Annotated in this window: 14 protein-coding genes and 1 tRNA gene; 7 read left to right on the top strand and 8 right to left on the bottom strand. The window is 65.3% G+C overall.

Going from position 1 to position 13,692, the window contains the following annotated elements; translation table 11 throughout:
• Positions 1–126: 126 nt before the first annotated feature.
• The gene (locus tag ACO6VM_RS17865) at positions 127–939 is read left to right on the top strand and encodes a crotonase/enoyl-CoA hydratase family protein (RefSeq protein WP_110994728.1); all 813 of its coding nucleotides are present in this window, start codon (positions 127–129) and stop codon (positions 937–939) included.
• Between the two features lie 34 nt (positions 940–973).
• On the top strand, positions 974–1,804 hold the full coding sequence (nudC, locus tag ACO6VM_RS17870; RefSeq protein WP_401060080.1) for an NAD(+) diphosphatase: 831 nt from the start codon (positions 974–976) through the stop codon (positions 1,802–1,804).
• On the opposite strand, the gene ACO6VM_RS17875 is transcribed toward nudC, so the two are convergent.
• From ACO6VM_RS17875 to ACO6VM_RS17890, 4 genes are all read right to left on the bottom strand, one after another.
• A complete protein-coding gene (locus ACO6VM_RS17875) occupies positions 1,772–2,551 on the bottom strand; it encodes a TSUP family transporter (RefSeq protein WP_401060082.1) in 780 nt (259 codons plus the stop codon). The genes nudC and ACO6VM_RS17875 overlap by 33 nt on opposite strands.
• A 304-nt stretch (positions 2,552–2,855) precedes the next feature.
• Positions 2,856–4,208 carry a glutamine synthetase family protein gene (locus tag ACO6VM_RS17880; RefSeq protein WP_401060084.1) on the bottom strand — a complete coding sequence of 451 codons (1,353 nt, stop codon included), beginning with the start codon at positions 4,206–4,208 and terminating at the stop codon, positions 2,856–2,858.
• Between the two features lie 10 nt (positions 4,209–4,218).
• The gene (locus ACO6VM_RS17885; RefSeq protein ID WP_401060086.1) at positions 4,219–4,779 is read right to left on the bottom strand and encodes a helix-turn-helix domain-containing protein; all 561 of its coding nucleotides are present in this window, start codon (positions 4,777–4,779) and stop codon (positions 4,219–4,221) included.
• The gene (locus tag ACO6VM_RS17890; RefSeq protein ID WP_401060088.1) at positions 4,772–6,061 is read right to left on the bottom strand and encodes an NAD(P)/FAD-dependent oxidoreductase; all 1,290 of its coding nucleotides are present in this window, start codon (positions 6,059–6,061) and stop codon (positions 4,772–4,774) included. The genes ACO6VM_RS17885 and ACO6VM_RS17890 overlap by 8 nt, the downstream gene beginning before the upstream one ends.
• A gap of 207 nt (positions 6,062–6,268) precedes the next feature.
• On the opposite strand from ACO6VM_RS17890, the gene ACO6VM_RS17895 reads away from it, so the two are divergent.
• From ACO6VM_RS17895 to ACO6VM_RS17905, 3 genes are all read left to right on the top strand, one after another.
• A complete protein-coding gene (locus ACO6VM_RS17895) occupies positions 6,269–7,156 on the top strand; it encodes a LysR substrate-binding domain-containing protein (RefSeq protein WP_110994733.1) in 888 nt (295 codons plus the stop codon).
• 94 nt (positions 7,157–7,250) lie between these two features.
• Complete coding sequence (gene aguA, locus ACO6VM_RS17900; RefSeq protein WP_401060090.1) at positions 7,251–8,360, top strand: agmatine deiminase; 1,110 nt, start codon at positions 7,251–7,253, stop codon at positions 8,358–8,360.
• The gene (locus ACO6VM_RS17905) at positions 8,360–9,451 is read left to right on the top strand and encodes an extracellular solute-binding protein (protein WP_125464490.1); all 1,092 of its coding nucleotides are present in this window, start codon (positions 8,360–8,362) and stop codon (positions 9,449–9,451) included. Before aguA ends, ACO6VM_RS17905 begins: the two co-directional genes overlap by 1 nt.
• Before the next feature lie 3 nt (positions 9,452–9,454).
• Here the strand turns inward: ACO6VM_RS17905 and ACO6VM_RS17910 are convergent, their stop codons facing one another.
• Positions 9,455–9,634 carry a hypothetical protein gene (locus ACO6VM_RS17910; protein ID WP_258642165.1) on the bottom strand — a complete coding sequence of 60 codons (180 nt, stop codon included), beginning with the start codon at positions 9,632–9,634 and terminating at the stop codon, positions 9,455–9,457.
• Between the two features lie 154 nt (positions 9,635–9,788).
• On the opposite strand from ACO6VM_RS17910, the gene ACO6VM_RS17915 reads away from it, so the two are divergent.
• The gene (locus tag ACO6VM_RS17915) at positions 9,789–10,532 is read left to right on the top strand and encodes a peptidase C39 family protein (RefSeq protein ID WP_401060092.1); all 744 of its coding nucleotides are present in this window, start codon (positions 9,789–9,791) and stop codon (positions 10,530–10,532) included.
• A 93-nt stretch (positions 10,533–10,625) separates the two neighbouring features.
• Here ACO6VM_RS17915 and ACO6VM_RS17920 read toward each other — a convergent pair whose 3' ends face one another.
• A complete protein-coding gene (locus ACO6VM_RS17920; protein ID WP_110994738.1) occupies positions 10,626–11,909 on the bottom strand; it encodes an NAD(P)/FAD-dependent oxidoreductase in 1,284 nt (427 codons plus the stop codon).
• A 202-nt stretch (positions 11,910–12,111) separates the two neighbouring features.
• Between ACO6VM_RS17920 and ACO6VM_RS17925 the strand changes: the two genes are divergently transcribed.
• Positions 12,112–12,188, top strand: a tRNA-Val gene (locus ACO6VM_RS17925).
• Between the two features lie 131 nt (positions 12,189–12,319).
• Here ACO6VM_RS17925 and ACO6VM_RS17930 read toward each other — a convergent pair.
• Positions 12,320–13,456, bottom strand: a complete 1,137-nt coding sequence (locus ACO6VM_RS17930) for a tyrosine-type recombinase/integrase (RefSeq protein WP_422403580.1) — start codon at positions 13,454–13,456, stop codon at positions 12,320–12,322.
• Position 13,457: 1 nt separating this feature from the next.
• Positions 13,458–13,688 carry a hypothetical protein gene (locus ACO6VM_RS17935; protein WP_125859073.1) on the bottom strand — a complete coding sequence of 77 codons (231 nt, stop codon included), beginning with the start codon at positions 13,686–13,688 and terminating at the stop codon, positions 13,458–13,460.
• Between the last annotated feature and the right edge of the window lie 4 nt (positions 13,689–13,692).

Consider the following 13,692-nt stretch of genomic DNA (forward strand, 5'->3'; position numbering starts at 1 on the left):
AGTGGCGCACGGTGCCGGATCGGGCCTCGCGGTGCAAGGCGTGCAGTCCCGCTTTTGGCACAAGTGCGGCCTTGCGGGTGCGCTAAGATCCGGCCCGTGAACCCTTTCCCCACAGGAGTGCCGTCCGTGACCGAATACACCGCATTCAAGGTTGAACTGACCGACAACATTGCCCATGTGCAGATCAACCGCCCGGAAAAGATCAACGCGATGAATGCCGCCTTCTGGGAGGAGATCGTCGACATCTTCCAGTGGATCGACGACACCGACGCGGTGCGCGCCGTGGTGATCAGCGGCGCCGGCAAGCATTTCTCCTCGGGCATCGACCTGATGATGTTGGCCTCGCTGGCCGGCCAACTGGGCAAGGACGTCGGCCGCAACGCCCGCCTGCTACGCCGCACCATCCTGCGCCTGCAAAGCTCGTTCAACGCCGTGGACAACTGCCGCAAGCCGGTGCTGGCGGCGATCCAGGGTTATTGCATCGGTGGCGCCATCGACCTGGTCTCGGCCTGCGACATGCGCTACTGCGCCAGCGACGCACAGTTCTCGATCAAGGAAATCGACATGGGCATGGCCGCCGATGTCGGCACCCTGCAACGTTTGCCGCGTATCATCGGCGACGGCATCATGCGCGAGCTGGCCTTTACCGGGCGGATGGTCGATGCCGAAGAGGCGCTGCGCATCGGCCTGGTCAACCGGGTTTATGCCGACCACGCGGCATTGCTCGACGGAGTCTTTGCCATCGCCCGCGAGATTGCCGCAAAATCGCCGATCGCGGTGGCCGGCACCAAGGAGCTGATCAGCTACATGCGTGACCATCGCGTCGACGATGGCCTGGAGTACATTGCCACCTGGAACGCCGCCATGTTGCAGTCCGAAGACCTGCGCGTGGCGGTGGCCGCCCACATGAGCAAACAGCAACCGACGTTCGCCGACTGACCCCGTTGGCGGGCGCCTTCAAGGGACCGCAACGATGTCAGCACGCTGGACAACCGCAGTACTCGACCCGCAGATCACCGGGGGGCTGGCCGTCGCCCGTAGCCCGGAAGGGTTCCTGGTGGACGCCAACGGCGCACTGTTCCCCCGTGAGTGGCTCAAGCGTCAGGCACTGGACGTGCTGTGCGAGCACGGCATCGGCCACTTCGACGGCCAGCCGGTGTTCCTGCTCGAACTGCGCAGCGCCGGCGAGGTGCCTGGCTGCACCTGGCAGGGCTTGCGCCGGTTCATGCTCGAAGGCGACTTCGACACCTACAAGGTGCTGGGCTACGCCGCGCAGATCGGCACCTGGGCCCGCGAACACCGTTTCTGCGGCAGTTGCGGCCAGGCGATGGCGCAGATCCACTGGGAGCGGGCGATGTACTGCCAGCCCTGCGACCTGCGCAGCTACCCGCGCATTTCACCGAGCATGATCGTGCTGGTCACCCGTGGCGACGAGGTGCTGCTGGCGCGTTCGCCGCGTTTCGTGACAGGCGTTTACAGCACCCTGGCCGGTTTTGCCGAGCCGGGCGAGTCGGCCGAGGACTGCCTGGTGCGCGAGGTGCGCGAAGAGGTGGCGGTGGAGGTGAAGAACATCCAGTACGTCGGCAGCCAGTGCTGGCCGTTCCCGCATTCGATGATGCTGGGTTTCCATGCCGAGTACGCCGGTGGCGAGATCGTCATGCAGCCGGACGAGATCGAGGATGCGCAGTGGTTCAATGTGCATGAGCTGCCGCCGTTGCCGGCGGGGCGTTCCATCGCCCGCTACCTGATCGACTTGTATGTGGCGCGGCGCTTAGGCCTGGCCGAACCAGTGCTGCCACGCTAGGCGTACGGTCAACGCCAGCACCACGGCGATGAACACCGGGCGGATGAACTTGCTGCCGCCGCTGATCGCCGTGCGTGCGCCGAAGAACGCGCCGACCATCACCGACAGGCCCATGCACAGGCCGACCACGTAGTCCACCTGCCCGGAAATGATGAACACCGTCAGCGCCGCGATGTTGCTGACGAAGTTCATGCTGCGCGCCACGCCGCTGGCGCGGACCAGGTCGATGGGGTAGAGCAGCAGCGTGCTGACGGTCCAGAACGCGCCGGTGCCGGGGCCGGCGACGCCGTCGTAGAAGCCCAGGGTGAAGCCTTGGGGGAACTGCCATTTCTTCTTGATCGGCGCATCGGCGTCCAGCGGCGCCTTGGGCGTGCCGCCGAACAGCAGGTAGACGCCGCAGGCGAAGACGATCACCGGCAGCATCTTGTTCAGCCATTCGGCCGGCATGTAATGGGCCACCACCGCACCCAGCAGCGCGCCTGCCAGGGTGCCGGCTATCGCCTGGCGCCACTGCGCCGGGTGGAACAGCTTGCGCCGGTAGTAGGTGATGCTGGCCGTGGCCGCGCCGAAGGTGGAACTGAGCTTGTTGGTGCCCAGCACCAGGTGCGGTGGCATGCCGGCGGTGAGCAGCGCGGGCGTGGTCAGCAGGCCGCCGCCGCCGGCGATGGCATCGATGAAACCGGCGACGAAGGCGACCAGGGCGAGGATCAGCAGGGTGAGCGGTTCTACGGTGAGTTCGAAAGGCATGGGGGTCGGCAGGCTGGAAGACAGGGGTGCGGCAAACGGCCGCGCTAGAGGCGGTACATGGTAAGCCGCCAAGTATGTGTTGTCAGCACTGACGCCATCGCGGGGCAAGCCCGCTCCCACGTTGTGGACTGCCCCCAGGCGTTGGATTTATTTCCTACTTATGGGGGCAGTCCATTTTCCTGGATCCCTGGATCCCTGGATCTCTGGATCTCTGGATCCCTGGATCTCTGGATCTCTGGATTTCTGGATCTCTGGATCTCTGGATCTATGGCAGCGTGGGAGCGGGCTTGCCCCGCGATTGTCTTTAAAGGAACCAGCGATACTCCCGCGCACTCACCTCTTGCATGAACGCCAGATGGTCCTGGCGCTTGTTCTCGCAATACACCATCACGAACTCCGCCCCCAACCCTTCATTCACCGCCGGATGCCCGCGCATGGCTGCCACCGCGCCGAGCATGTCCTTGGGGAAATCGATGCCGCTGCTGCGGTCGTCGTTCAGTGGCGCAATCGGCTCCTGCCCGGCATCGAGCCCGTGCTCCATACCGCACAGGATCGCCGCCAGCACCAGGTACGGGTTGGCATCCGCCCCCGCCAGGCGATGCTCGATACGCAGGTTGCGGGGGTCCGACTCGGGGATGCGGATGCACGCGTCGCGGTCTTCGAAGCCCCAGCTGGCGCGGCTGGCGGCATTGACCATGGCGCCGTAACGGCGGAACGCGTTGTGGTTGGCGGCAAAGATCGGCATGCAGTGCGGCAGCAGTTCCAGGCAGCCGGCCACGGCGTGGCGCAACGGGCGTTGCTCGTTGGCCGCGAGCAGGTTGTTGCCTTGCGGGTCGTACAGGCTGACGTGCACATGCATGCCGCTGCCCGGCGCCTGCAGGTACGGCTTGCTCATGAACGAGGCGCGCAGCCCGTGCTTGAGCGCCACGCCGCGGGTGCTGCGGCAGAACAGCGCCGCCCAGTCGGCGGCGCGCAGGCCGTCGTCGCAGTGGCCGAAGTTGATCTCGAACTGGCCCGGGCCCAGCTCGGCGGTGATGACGTTGGCGTCCACCCCTTGTGCGTTGGCGGTCTCGACCATGTCGCGCAGCACGTCGGAGAAGCGTGACAGGCGCTCGATATGCATGTTCGGCTGGTCGTCGGCGTCGGCACTGAACGGGTCGTGGGGGAACTGCGGCAGGCCTTCCTTGAGCGCCCGGTCGAACAGGTAGAACTCCAGCTCGAACGCCACCACCGGGCGGATGCCGCGACGCTCCAGGCGCTGCAGCACGCGGGCGAGCACTTCGCGCGGTTCGAATTCGATGGGTGCGGCGGTGCCGTCGGAGGTGATCAGCATCTGCCCCAGCGGCTCGCGCTCCCAGCTCACCGGCTTGAGGGTGCCGGGCACCAGGCGCCTTGGGGCGTCAGGGTCGCCGTCGTTGAAGCAGTAGTCGCCAATCGGGAACAGCCCGCCTTGCACGCCCAGCAGTACGCAGTTCTGCGGCAGCTTCAGGGGGCTGCCGGCGGCGACCTTTTCCAGCATGTCGATGGGGTAGCGCTTGCCGTAGAAGTGCCCGGGGATGTCCAGGCTGATCAGGTCGACGTAGCGCACCTGCGGGTGTTGGGCGCGGAAGGCGCGGACTTCGCTGAGCAGGTCGGGCATTGTTTTTGTAGTTGTCATGGTCATGCTCTTAACGGAAGACCCAGAGGACCCGGGTCGGCTCGGTGGTGAGGTTGGCGTAGCGGAACTGGCTGTGTGGTGGCAGCTGGAAGCTGTCGTTGGGGTACAGGGTGACGGCCTCGGCAACGCCTTCGAGCCACAGCGTCAGCTCGCCTTCGAGGACGAAGCCGCCCTGTTCCGAGCTGTCGTCCAGGTGCCCATCGCCACTGCTGGCACCGGGTGCCAGGTGGCTTTCGAGCATGGCGAAGCGGCCTTTGAGGGTGGGCGAGACCAGCACGTCGGTGACGCCGGCGGCGTAGTACAGGGTGCGCCGCTCGCCGGGGCGGGTGACCCAGTCGATCTCCCGTGGCGGCACGGCCTGGTAGAAGTAGGTGGTCGGCACCTGCAGGGCTTCGCTGATGGCGGTGAGGTCGGCCACGGTCGGGCGCGACAGGCCGCGTTCGACCTGCGAGAGGAAGCCCAGCGAGCGGTTGACCCGCCCGGCCAGCTCGTCCAGCGTCAGGCCACGGTGCTTGCGCAGGTCGCGCACCAGCCGCGCCAGGGCTTGGCTGTCGTCGGTCAACTCAGACATGGTCGCGCATCCTGTACCAGGCCTTGGCCGCAGCCTCCAGTGGCGCAGCCAGGAGGTCGCCGCCGGGGAAGCGGCCGTTATCGATGCCCTGGTACAGCGCCAGCAGATCGTCGTCGCCGAGGATCGCGTCGCTGACCGCCCGCGCCCCGGCCAGGGTCGGCAGCACGCCGTGCCCGGAGAAGCCTTGCAGCCAGTAGCGCTGGCCTTGGCGGCCGATGTCCGGGGTGCGCTGGATGCTGCAGTCGATATGGCCGCCCCAGGCATGTTCGATGGCCACCCCGCGCAGTTGCGGGAACACCCGCTCGAGATAGGGGCGGGTGGCGGCGGCGACATCCTTGGGGATGCCGCCCAGGTAGGTGCAGCCACCGCCGAACAGCAGGCGGTGGTCTGGGGTGAGGCGGAAGTAGTCGGGGACGAACTGGTTGTCGATCACGCAGCTGTTGCGCGGCAGCAGCGAGGCGGCGAAGTCGGCGTCCAGCGGCGCGGTGGCCACCTGGTAGGAGCCCACCGGCAGCAGGCGCCGCGCCAGGTTGCGGTCGAGGCGGTCGATGTAGGCGTTGCAGGCCAGCACCAGCACACTGCTGCGCACTTGGCCCTTGTCGGTGCGAGCGACGAAGCCTTCGGCCGTTTCCTGATAGTCGAGCACCTGGCTCTGTTCGAAGATGTGCCCGCCGGCCTGTTCGATGGTGGCGGCCAGGCCCTGGGCCAGTTTCAGCGGGTTGAGGTGGCCGCCGTTGGGGTCCAGCAGGGCGGCCTGGTAGCGTGGGCTGTCGATCCACTCGGGCAGCTCGTCGCGGCCGATCAGGCGCAGGCAGTCGTAGCCGAATTTCTGTGCCGCGTCGCGTTGCGCTTCCTCCAGCAGCTTTACCCGCCTCGGCAGCACTGCAGTCCACAGGCTGCCGAGGCGGTAGTCGATGTCGAAGCCGTGGCGCGCCGGCAACTCGCTCATCTCGCGGGCGGCCCAGCACATGCTGTCCCACAGGCGCCGGCTGCGCTCCAGGCCCAGGGCCTTTTCCAGCGGTGGCATGTCGCAGGACCAGCCCGGCAGGGCCTGGCCGCCATTGCGCCCGGAGGCGGCCCAGGCGACGCGGCTGGCTTCGAGCAGGGTTACGCGTTTACCGGCCAGGGCCAGGCGCAGGGCAGTGTGCAGGCCGCTGAAACCGGCGCCGATGATGAGGATATCGGTGTCGTGCTGGCCTTGCAGGGTAGGGCGCAGGGGGATGGCGCTGGGGTAGGTCTGGGCGTAGTAGCTGGCGACGTGCTGGGCGGATTGCTTGAACATGCCGGTGCCTCGTGAAATTTATTTTGATTATTTTCATGAAAAAATAGCAGATAAATTTCATTGCGCCAGTGAGTCGAGGTTGGCGATATGATCCGGGGACCGCGTTGCGGTCCTTTCGTGGTACAGAGGAATGCGTATTCCTGTAGCGGCCTTGTGCCGCGAAAGGGCTGCGCAGCAGCCCCAATAACAAATACAAGGCTTACGCCCATGCGCCGCCTGCCATCCCTCACCGCCCTGCGCACCTTCGAATGCGCCGCCCGCCATGGCCACTTCGGCCGCGCCGCCGCCGAGCTGTGCGTCACCGACAGCGCCGTCAGCCACCAGATCCGCCAACTGGAAGAACAACTCGGCGTCGCCCTGTTCGAGCGGGTTGGCCGTCAGGTGCGCCCGAGCGCCGAGGCCGAGCGCCTGCTGCACCACCTGCAGCAGGCCTTCGAACTGATCGGCAAGGCCTGCGACGAGCTGCGCGACCCGGCGTCCCAGGCCGTGCTGCGGGTGGCGGTAACCGCGGAGCTGGCGCAGAAATGGCTGGTGGCGCGGCTGGCCGATTTCAGCAGCCGCTACCCGCACATCACCCTGCACCTGCACGACCAGCCGATCGACGCCGGCGCCCCGGCGCTGGACGTCGACCTGGCCATCACCTACGGCACCAGCACCCTGGATGCCAGCACCCACTTCGTGCGGCCCTTGCCGCTGCTGCAGTTCTTCCCGGTGTGCAGCCCGGGCCTGTTCAACCAGGGCGGGCTCAAGCGCCCGCGCGATCTGGTGCGCCATTGCCTGTTGCACGACGACCAGGATGGCCGCACCTGGACCACCTGGCTGGCCACCCACGCCGAAGACGCCTTGCCCACCCGGCAGCTGTATTTCCCCCACGCCGCCCTGGCGCTGGAGGCGGCGTTACTGGGGCAGGGCGTGGCCATGGGCGATAACCTCACCTGCCAGGCCGACCTGCAAAGTGGCCGCCTGGTGCGCCCGTTCAGCGCCAGCGTCACCGCCCAGGGGCAGTACGCGCTGGTGTGCGAGCGCCTGCGCCTGGAGCGCGGCGCAGTGGCACAATTCATCGAATGGTTCATCGAACAGCTGGGCGATAGTTGAATTCAATTCAGCTATCGCTGAGTTTTCATCGTTGGAAGGCAAAAGCGCCGCGGCGTAGCGTGCAGTCATCACTCACCGATACCGAGGTTGACCCATGGCACGTTCGCTCACCACCACCCCCAAGGCCGATGGTTTCCGCTTGCCTGGCGAATTCGAAGCCAAGGCCGGCTGCTGGCTCGGTTGGCCGGAGCGCCCGGATGTGTGGCGCAATGGCGGCAAACCGGCGCAGAAGGTCTGGGTCGAGATCGTCACCGCCATCGCCAGCAGCGAGCCGGTGACGGTCTGTGCCTCCGCCGCCCAGTACGCCAACGCCCGCAACCTGCTGCCGGCCCATGTGCGGGTGGTGGAGATGACGTGCAACGACACCTGGTTCCGCGACAGCGGGCCGTGCTTCGTGGTCAACGATCAAAGCGGCGAGGTGCGCGGCGTGGACTTCGAGTTCAATGCCTACGGCGGCCTGGACGGCGGCCTCTATTACCCCTGGGACAAGGATGACCAGATCGCCCGCAAGATCCTCGAGATCGAAAACCTCGACCGCTACCGCGCGCCTTTGATCGCCGAGCTGGGCGGTATCCAGAGCGACGGTGAAGGCAGCCTGCTGACCACCGAGCAGTGCCTGCTCAACCGCAACCGTAACGCCTACCTGGGCAAGGGCGAGGTGACCCGCCGGCTGCAGGACTACCTCGGCGCCGAGCAGGTGATCTGGCTGCCGCGCGGGTGCAAGTTCGACGAAACCGACGGCCATGTCGACGACCTGGCCTGCTTCGTGCGCCCAGGCGAAGTGGTGCTGCAATGGACCGACAACCGCGACGACCCGCAGTGGGAGATCTACCAGGAGGCCTATGACATCCTGCGCAGCACCCGCGACAGCCGTGGCCGCGCGCTCAAGGTGCACAAACTGCCGCAGCCCGAAGTGCTGCGCTGGACGGCTGAAGAGGCGGCGGGCCTGGACCATGTCGAGGGCACCCATGTGCGCCAGGCGGGCACGCAGATCTGCGCTTCCTACATCAACTACTACGCCGGCAACTCGGCGATCGTCGTACCGCTGTTCGGCGACCGCAACGACAACATCGCCCAGGCCACCCTGGCCGAGCTGTTCCCCGGCCACCGCATCATCGGCATCGACAACAGCCGCGAGATCCTGCTCGGTGGCGGCAACGTCGCTTGCATCACCATGCCGCAATACGCCGGGGGGCGCCGCTGATGAACCGCCTGGCCCTCGCACTCGCCTTGGGCTGCATGGTGTCGGCGGCCACGGCCGCCGATGCCGACAAGCCCACGGTCAACTTGTACATCTGGGGCGAGTACCTGGCCCCGGACACCTTGGCCAACTTCGAGAAGGAAACCGGCATCCGCGTGGTGGCCGACCATTTCGATTCGCTGGAAACCGCCGAGACGAAGCTGCTCACCGGCGGCAGCGGCTACGACCTGGTGCTCAGCGCCGGCCAGCACCTGAGCCGGGCCATCGCCAGCGGCGCGTTGCAGCCGCTGGACAAGTCGCGCTTGCCGCACCTGCAAGGGGTAGGGGAGGCGTTTCTCGAGCACATGGCGGTGTTCGACCCAGGCAACCGCTACGCCGGCACCTACGCCTGGGGCACCACCGGCGTGGGCTTCCAGCAGCAGGCGGTGGCCGCGCGACTGGCCGACGCGCCCAAGGACAGCTGGGCGATGCTGTTCGACCCGCAGGTGGTGGCGAAATTCGCCGATTGCGGGGTCAGCCTGCTCAACGACCCCAACGAAGTGTTCGCCGCAGTGATGCGCTACATGGGCCTGGACATCAACCAGCAGCGGCTGGAGGACCTCAGGGCCGCCGAGGCGCAGCTGCGCAAGGTGCGCCCGTACATCCGCTATTTCGACAACGACCGCAACATTAATGACCTGGCCAATGGCGAGACCTGCGTGGCGATGTCGTGGAACGGCAACGTGGCCATTGCCCAGGCCCAGGCGCAGCAGGCCGGCAAGCCGTTCGGCCTGGACTACAGCATCCCCCGCGAGGGCACGTTGATCTGGCTCGATGCATTGGTGGTGCCCAAGGACGCACCGCATCCGCAAGCGGCCTGGGCCTTGATGGATTACCTGATGCGCCCGGAGGTGATTGCGCCGATCACCGATACCATCCACTACGCCAACGCCATCACGGCGGCCGACAACCTGGTGGATGCGCAGATCCGCAATGCCCCGGGTACCTACCCGCCGGCTGCGGTTCGGGCGCGGCTGTACAGCAAGAACGACAACGACAAGGCGTTCAACCGCGAGCTGACCCGGGCGTTCAGTCGTTTGAAGAGCGGCACCTGAACCTCAGTGCGCCCCCGCATGCCGCCGTGCACGGCGTGTTTGCTGGGGTTTGGCCAGGGGCGGCGTGGGCAGGTGGTGGGGATGGGAGTGCCGCCGCACGATGCGCAGCACGCCCCAGAGCATGGCAGCCGCAACGCTGAGCCACATGCCGACCAACATGAGGATTGCCATGGACAGGGTCATGAATGCCTCCTTCTTGGTGACGGGCAGCGCGTCATCCCGGACACAGTTGATAGTCTAGCCCGGCGCCTGTGACGTTCCATTGACCGAAGGTCGAGTGCTTGGGCCGTTTGGTTCCAAGCACGGCCCGGGCTATACCCGGGCGCGGTGGCGGCCTATGATCGGTGGCCATGGCCGGGCGGCATCCGCCTGGCGTCGGAACAAGCGAGTGCCCATGTTGCAAGACCTTCCCACGTCCCGAGGTTCGAGCCCCCGTCGTCTGCTTGCCGCTTGCCTGGTGGCCGCTGCCCTGGCCGGCTGCGCCAGCACACCCCCGGCGGCGCTCAAGAGCCTGCCGCAGCGGGTCGAGATCAGCAGCGTGCCGTTCTACCGCGGCAATGCCAACCACAGCGGATCGATGGCCTTGGCGGCGGTGCTGTCGGCCAAGGGCGCGCCGATCACCCCGGGCTTGCTGGACAAGCCACTGGGCCTGCCTGGGGCCGCCGAGTCGCTGGACAGCACGATCCCCAAGGTAGCGCGTGAATACGGCATGGTCGTGTACCCGCTGGACAAGCGGCTTGACGCCTTGCTGGCGCAAGTGGCCGCCGGTTACCCGGTGCTGCTGCGTTTTCAGGAGGGTTCGGTCTGGTGGAGCGAGCCACGCTACGCCGTGCTGATCGGTTATGACCGCTACAAGCAGCGGGTACTGCTGCGCGCAGGCATGCACCGGCGGCAGTTGATGAGCTTCGACAGTTTCGAGTCGGCGTGGGCCAAGGAGGGCAGTTGGGCGGTGCTGGTGCAGTCGCCTCGGCAGTTGCCGGCCCAGGTGGATCGCCAGCGCTGGTTGCAGGCGGCGGATGAGCTTGCGCGCTCGGGCCAGGAGATTGCGGCGAAGCAGGCGGTCAATAGCCTGGGGCATTGAGGGGAAAAATCGCGGGGCAAGCCCGCTCCCACGCAGATTAGATACCGGCGTGGGAGCGGGCTTGCCCCGCGATGGTTTGTTGCGATTGGTCTGTCAGAAGCCCAGACGGTCACGCAGGCTGTAGTACCAGGCGCCGAGGGCGCTGAACGGCACGCGCAGCATCTGGCCACCCGGGAACGGGTAGTGCGGCAGGCCGGCGAACGCGTCGAAGCGCTCGGCCTGGCCGCGCAGGGCCTCGGCCAGCACCTTGCCCGCCAGGTGGGTGTAGGTCACGCCGTGGCCCGAGCAGCCTTGCGAGTAGTAGATGTTGTCGCCAATGCGACCCACCTGCGGCAGGCGCGACAGGGTCAGCAGGAAGTTGCCGGTCCAGGCGAAGTCGATCTTCACGTCCTTGAGCTGCGGGAAGGCCTTGAGCATTTTCGGGCGGATGATCGCCTCGATGTTGGCCGGGTCACGCGCGCCGTAGACCACGCCGCCGCCGAAGATCAGGCGCTTGTCGCCGGTCAGGCGATAGTAGTCGAGCAGGTAGTTGCAGTCCTCGACGCAGTAGTCCTGCGGCAGCAGGGTGCGGGCCAGTTCCTCGCCCAGCGGCTCGGTGGTGATCACCTGGGTGCCGCACGGCATGGACTTGGCGGCCAGTTCCGGCACCAGGTTGCCCAGGTAGGCGTTGCCGGCGACGATGATGAACTTGGCGCGGACCTTGCCCTGCGGGGTGTGCACCACCGGGTTGGCGCCACGCTCGATGCGGATGGCCGGGGTTTGCTCATAGATGATGCCGCCCAGCGACTCGACCGCCGCGGCTTCGCCCAGGGCCAGGTTGAGCGGGTGGATATGGCCGCCGCTCATGTCGAGCATGCCGCCGACATAGCTGTCGCAGGCGACCACTTCACGGATGCGCTTCTGGTCCATCAGTTCCAGCTGGGTGTGGCCGAAGCGTTCCCACAGGCGTTTTTGCGATTCCAGGTGCCCCATCTGCTTGCTGGTCAGCGCGGCGAACACGCCGCCGTCCTTCAGGTCGCACTGGATGTTGTACTTGGCCACGCGCTCACGGATGATGCGCCCGCCCTCGAAGGCCATCTTGCCCAGCAGTTGTGCTTCTTTAGGGCCGACGGTGCGTTCGATCACGTCGATGTCGCGGCTGTAGCTGTTGACGATCTGGCCGCCGTTACGGCCCGAAGCGCCGAAACCGACCTTGGCGGCCTCGACGATGCTCACCTTGAAGCCGTTCTCCAGCAGGAACAGGGCGCTGGACAGGCCGGTGTAGCCGGCACCGATGATGCACACATCGGTTTCCACCTCACCCTGCAGCGCCGGACGTGGCGGCACCGGGTTAGCCGAGGCGGCGTAGTAGGACTGGGGGTAGGGGGTAGTGGCCATGCTCGAGGAACCTCGTGTTTTATATTTTTAACGAATGTACCGATGCTATCAATAATAATAAACACCCGCTAGTCGTCCGGTGAAAATCCTTTACGCCGACCCTGCCGCTATCCTTTTTCAAATATTTTTAAGATTCAGTAGCTTAGCGTGAAAAAAAGCGTTGACAGCGATTTTGTAACGCGTAGAATGCGCCCCACACGACAGGCACATAGCTCAGTTGGTTAGAGCACCACCTTGACATGGTGGGGGTCGTTGGTTCGAGTCCAATTGTGCCTACCAAACAAAAGCCCCGGTTTCCGGGCACTTGAAGGGCGATCCGAGAGGGTCGCCCTTTTTGTTTTTGCAAAACTTTTGCAAAACTTTTGCAAAACCACCCACCTCAATCTGGTCTATGCCGGCCCCGCCGTTCATCAGATGGCCAGATCAGCCTTCACTTCGACGTACTGAATTTCTTTCGGTGCGTGCCCGTCTTGGTACCGCTCGGTCATCTCAGCAGTGGCGTGCCCCATCAGCAACTGCACATATTCGGTCGAGAACTTCTGCTGCTCGTACAGCCAGGCGCCCAGGGCTCGGATCTCATGGAAGGTTGGGCGCTCCTCGAGATCGAGGTGTTCGTATGCCTTCGCGGCGTCCCTGGCCTTCCTGAAGCTCTTGGACAGGTAATCAGGGGTGACCGCCGTCCAATGTTCTTTCGCCTCGATCTGGTCCTGTCGGCGCGCCTTCGGGCGGTAATGGATCAGGAGGGGCGAAATGATTGGCGACCGAAAGCACTCGTTCACCGTCTCGCGCAGTGCCTTACCCATGATGATCTGCAAGTGGATCGGCGTGTCGTAGTTGTCGGTCTTCCCAGGGGATACCTTGATGGTGTTCTTGATCAGGTCAACCGCCGACTTCTTCCATGTCACGATATCTTCGCGCCGCTGCAGGCTGGTCAGGCCCAACCGGATAGCGCGCTTGAGCCACCCCGGTGTGGTGTCTGCGTCCAGGATCTTCTGCACACCTTCAATAGTGTGGCGCTGGCGTTTCTTCTTTGCCGCTTTCTTGAGCAGAGTCATGTCAGCGGCGTTGCGCTCGGTCATGCCTTTGGCGATCGCGAAGGTCAGCAGGCTGACTAGCAGGCTGCGGTGCTTCGTGTAGGCGTTGTTGCTGAACTGGTCCAGATACTCGGCGGCGGCAAGAACGTCGAACTGGCCCACCAGCAGGTGCCCGATATCCGCCCGGTAGCGCTTGAGCTTGTAGCCTATCTCGTCCAGCGACGACCGCGCATAGCCGCGCTCGGGCAGCCACTCGGTTTCGAAGCGATCGATCAGGTTGCCGATAGTCGGCAGGCGGTCGCCGGTGATGGTGGCCAGCATCTCGCCGTTGTCGGTCATAAGGAAAGCCAGCTTGGCGTTGGCGGCCTTTGCCAGGCGCACCGCCTCGTCATACGGCTTGTTGATGCTGGTCATCTTCCCGGTGATCGGGTTCTTGTATCGCCAGTATTTCCCGTTTGGGTACAAGTTGGGCGGAAGCGTCTTGTTCTTCGGGCTACGCGGTCGTGGTGCCATTTCAAATATCCAGCATTTGAGCCAAGAGCGGGTCGTTCGAACCGATCACGGCGGATTGAAGGTCGACGAAGTACATTCCGCCGCGGACTTCGCCTGCTAACTCTCCTTCATCAATCCATTTCTTAAGTTGCTGCAAGCTCGGCTTGCCGCCGGCGTAGCGCAGCTTCCGATACTCGCCCACCTCCATGAGCCTGGGTAGGCTGGCGGTGATATGAGCTATGACTTTAGCCATGGTT

Source organism: Pseudomonas sp. GZD-209 (genome assembly GCF_049310485.1).
In the GTDB taxonomy this organism is placed as follows: Bacteria; Pseudomonadota; Gammaproteobacteria; order Pseudomonadales; family Pseudomonadaceae; genus Aquipseudomonas; species Aquipseudomonas sichuanensis.

Excerpts from the sequence above, each read along its gene's own strand:
- nudC (WP_401060080.1), top strand. The coding sequence starts at position 974 with ATGTCAGCACGCTGGACAACCGCAGTACTCGACCCGCAGATCACCGGG.
- ACO6VM_RS17875 (WP_401060082.1), bottom strand. The coding sequence starts at position 2,551 with ATGCCTTTCGAACTCACCGTAGAACCGCTCACCCTGCTGATCCTCGCC.
- ACO6VM_RS17880 (WP_401060084.1), bottom strand. The coding sequence starts at position 4,208 with ATGACAACTACAAAAACAATGCCCGACCTGCTCAGCGAAGTCCGCGCC.
- ACO6VM_RS17885 (WP_401060086.1), bottom strand. The coding sequence starts at position 4,779 with ATGTCTGAGTTGACCGACGACAGCCAAGCCCTGGCGCGGCTGGTGCGC.
- ACO6VM_RS17890 (WP_401060088.1), bottom strand. The coding sequence starts at position 6,061 with ATGTTCAAGCAATCCGCCCAGCACGTCGCCAGCTACTACGCCCAGACC.
- ACO6VM_RS17895 (WP_110994733.1), top strand. The coding sequence starts at position 6,269 with ATGCGCCGCCTGCCATCCCTCACCGCCCTGCGCACCTTCGAATGCGCC.
- aguA (WP_401060090.1), top strand. The coding sequence starts at position 7,251 with ATGGCACGTTCGCTCACCACCACCCCCAAGGCCGATGGTTTCCGCTTG.
- ACO6VM_RS17905 (WP_125464490.1), top strand. The coding sequence starts at position 8,360 with ATGAACCGCCTGGCCCTCGCACTCGCCTTGGGCTGCATGGTGTCGGCG.
- ACO6VM_RS17910 (WP_258642165.1), bottom strand. The coding sequence starts at position 9,634 with ATGACCCTGTCCATGGCAATCCTCATGTTGGTCGGCATGTGGCTCAGC.
- ACO6VM_RS17915 (WP_401060092.1), top strand. The coding sequence starts at position 9,789 with ATGATCGGTGGCCATGGCCGGGCGGCATCCGCCTGGCGTCGGAACAAG.
- ACO6VM_RS17920 (WP_110994738.1), bottom strand. The coding sequence starts at position 11,909 with ATGGCCACTACCCCCTACCCCCAGTCCTACTACGCCGCCTCGGCTAAC.
- ACO6VM_RS17930 (WP_422403580.1), bottom strand. The coding sequence starts at position 13,456 with ATGGCACCACGACCGCGTAGCCCGAAGAACAAGACGCTTCCGCCCAAC.
- ACO6VM_RS17935 (WP_125859073.1), bottom strand. The coding sequence starts at position 13,688 with ATGGCTAAAGTCATAGCTCATATCACCGCCAGCCTACCCAGGCTCATG.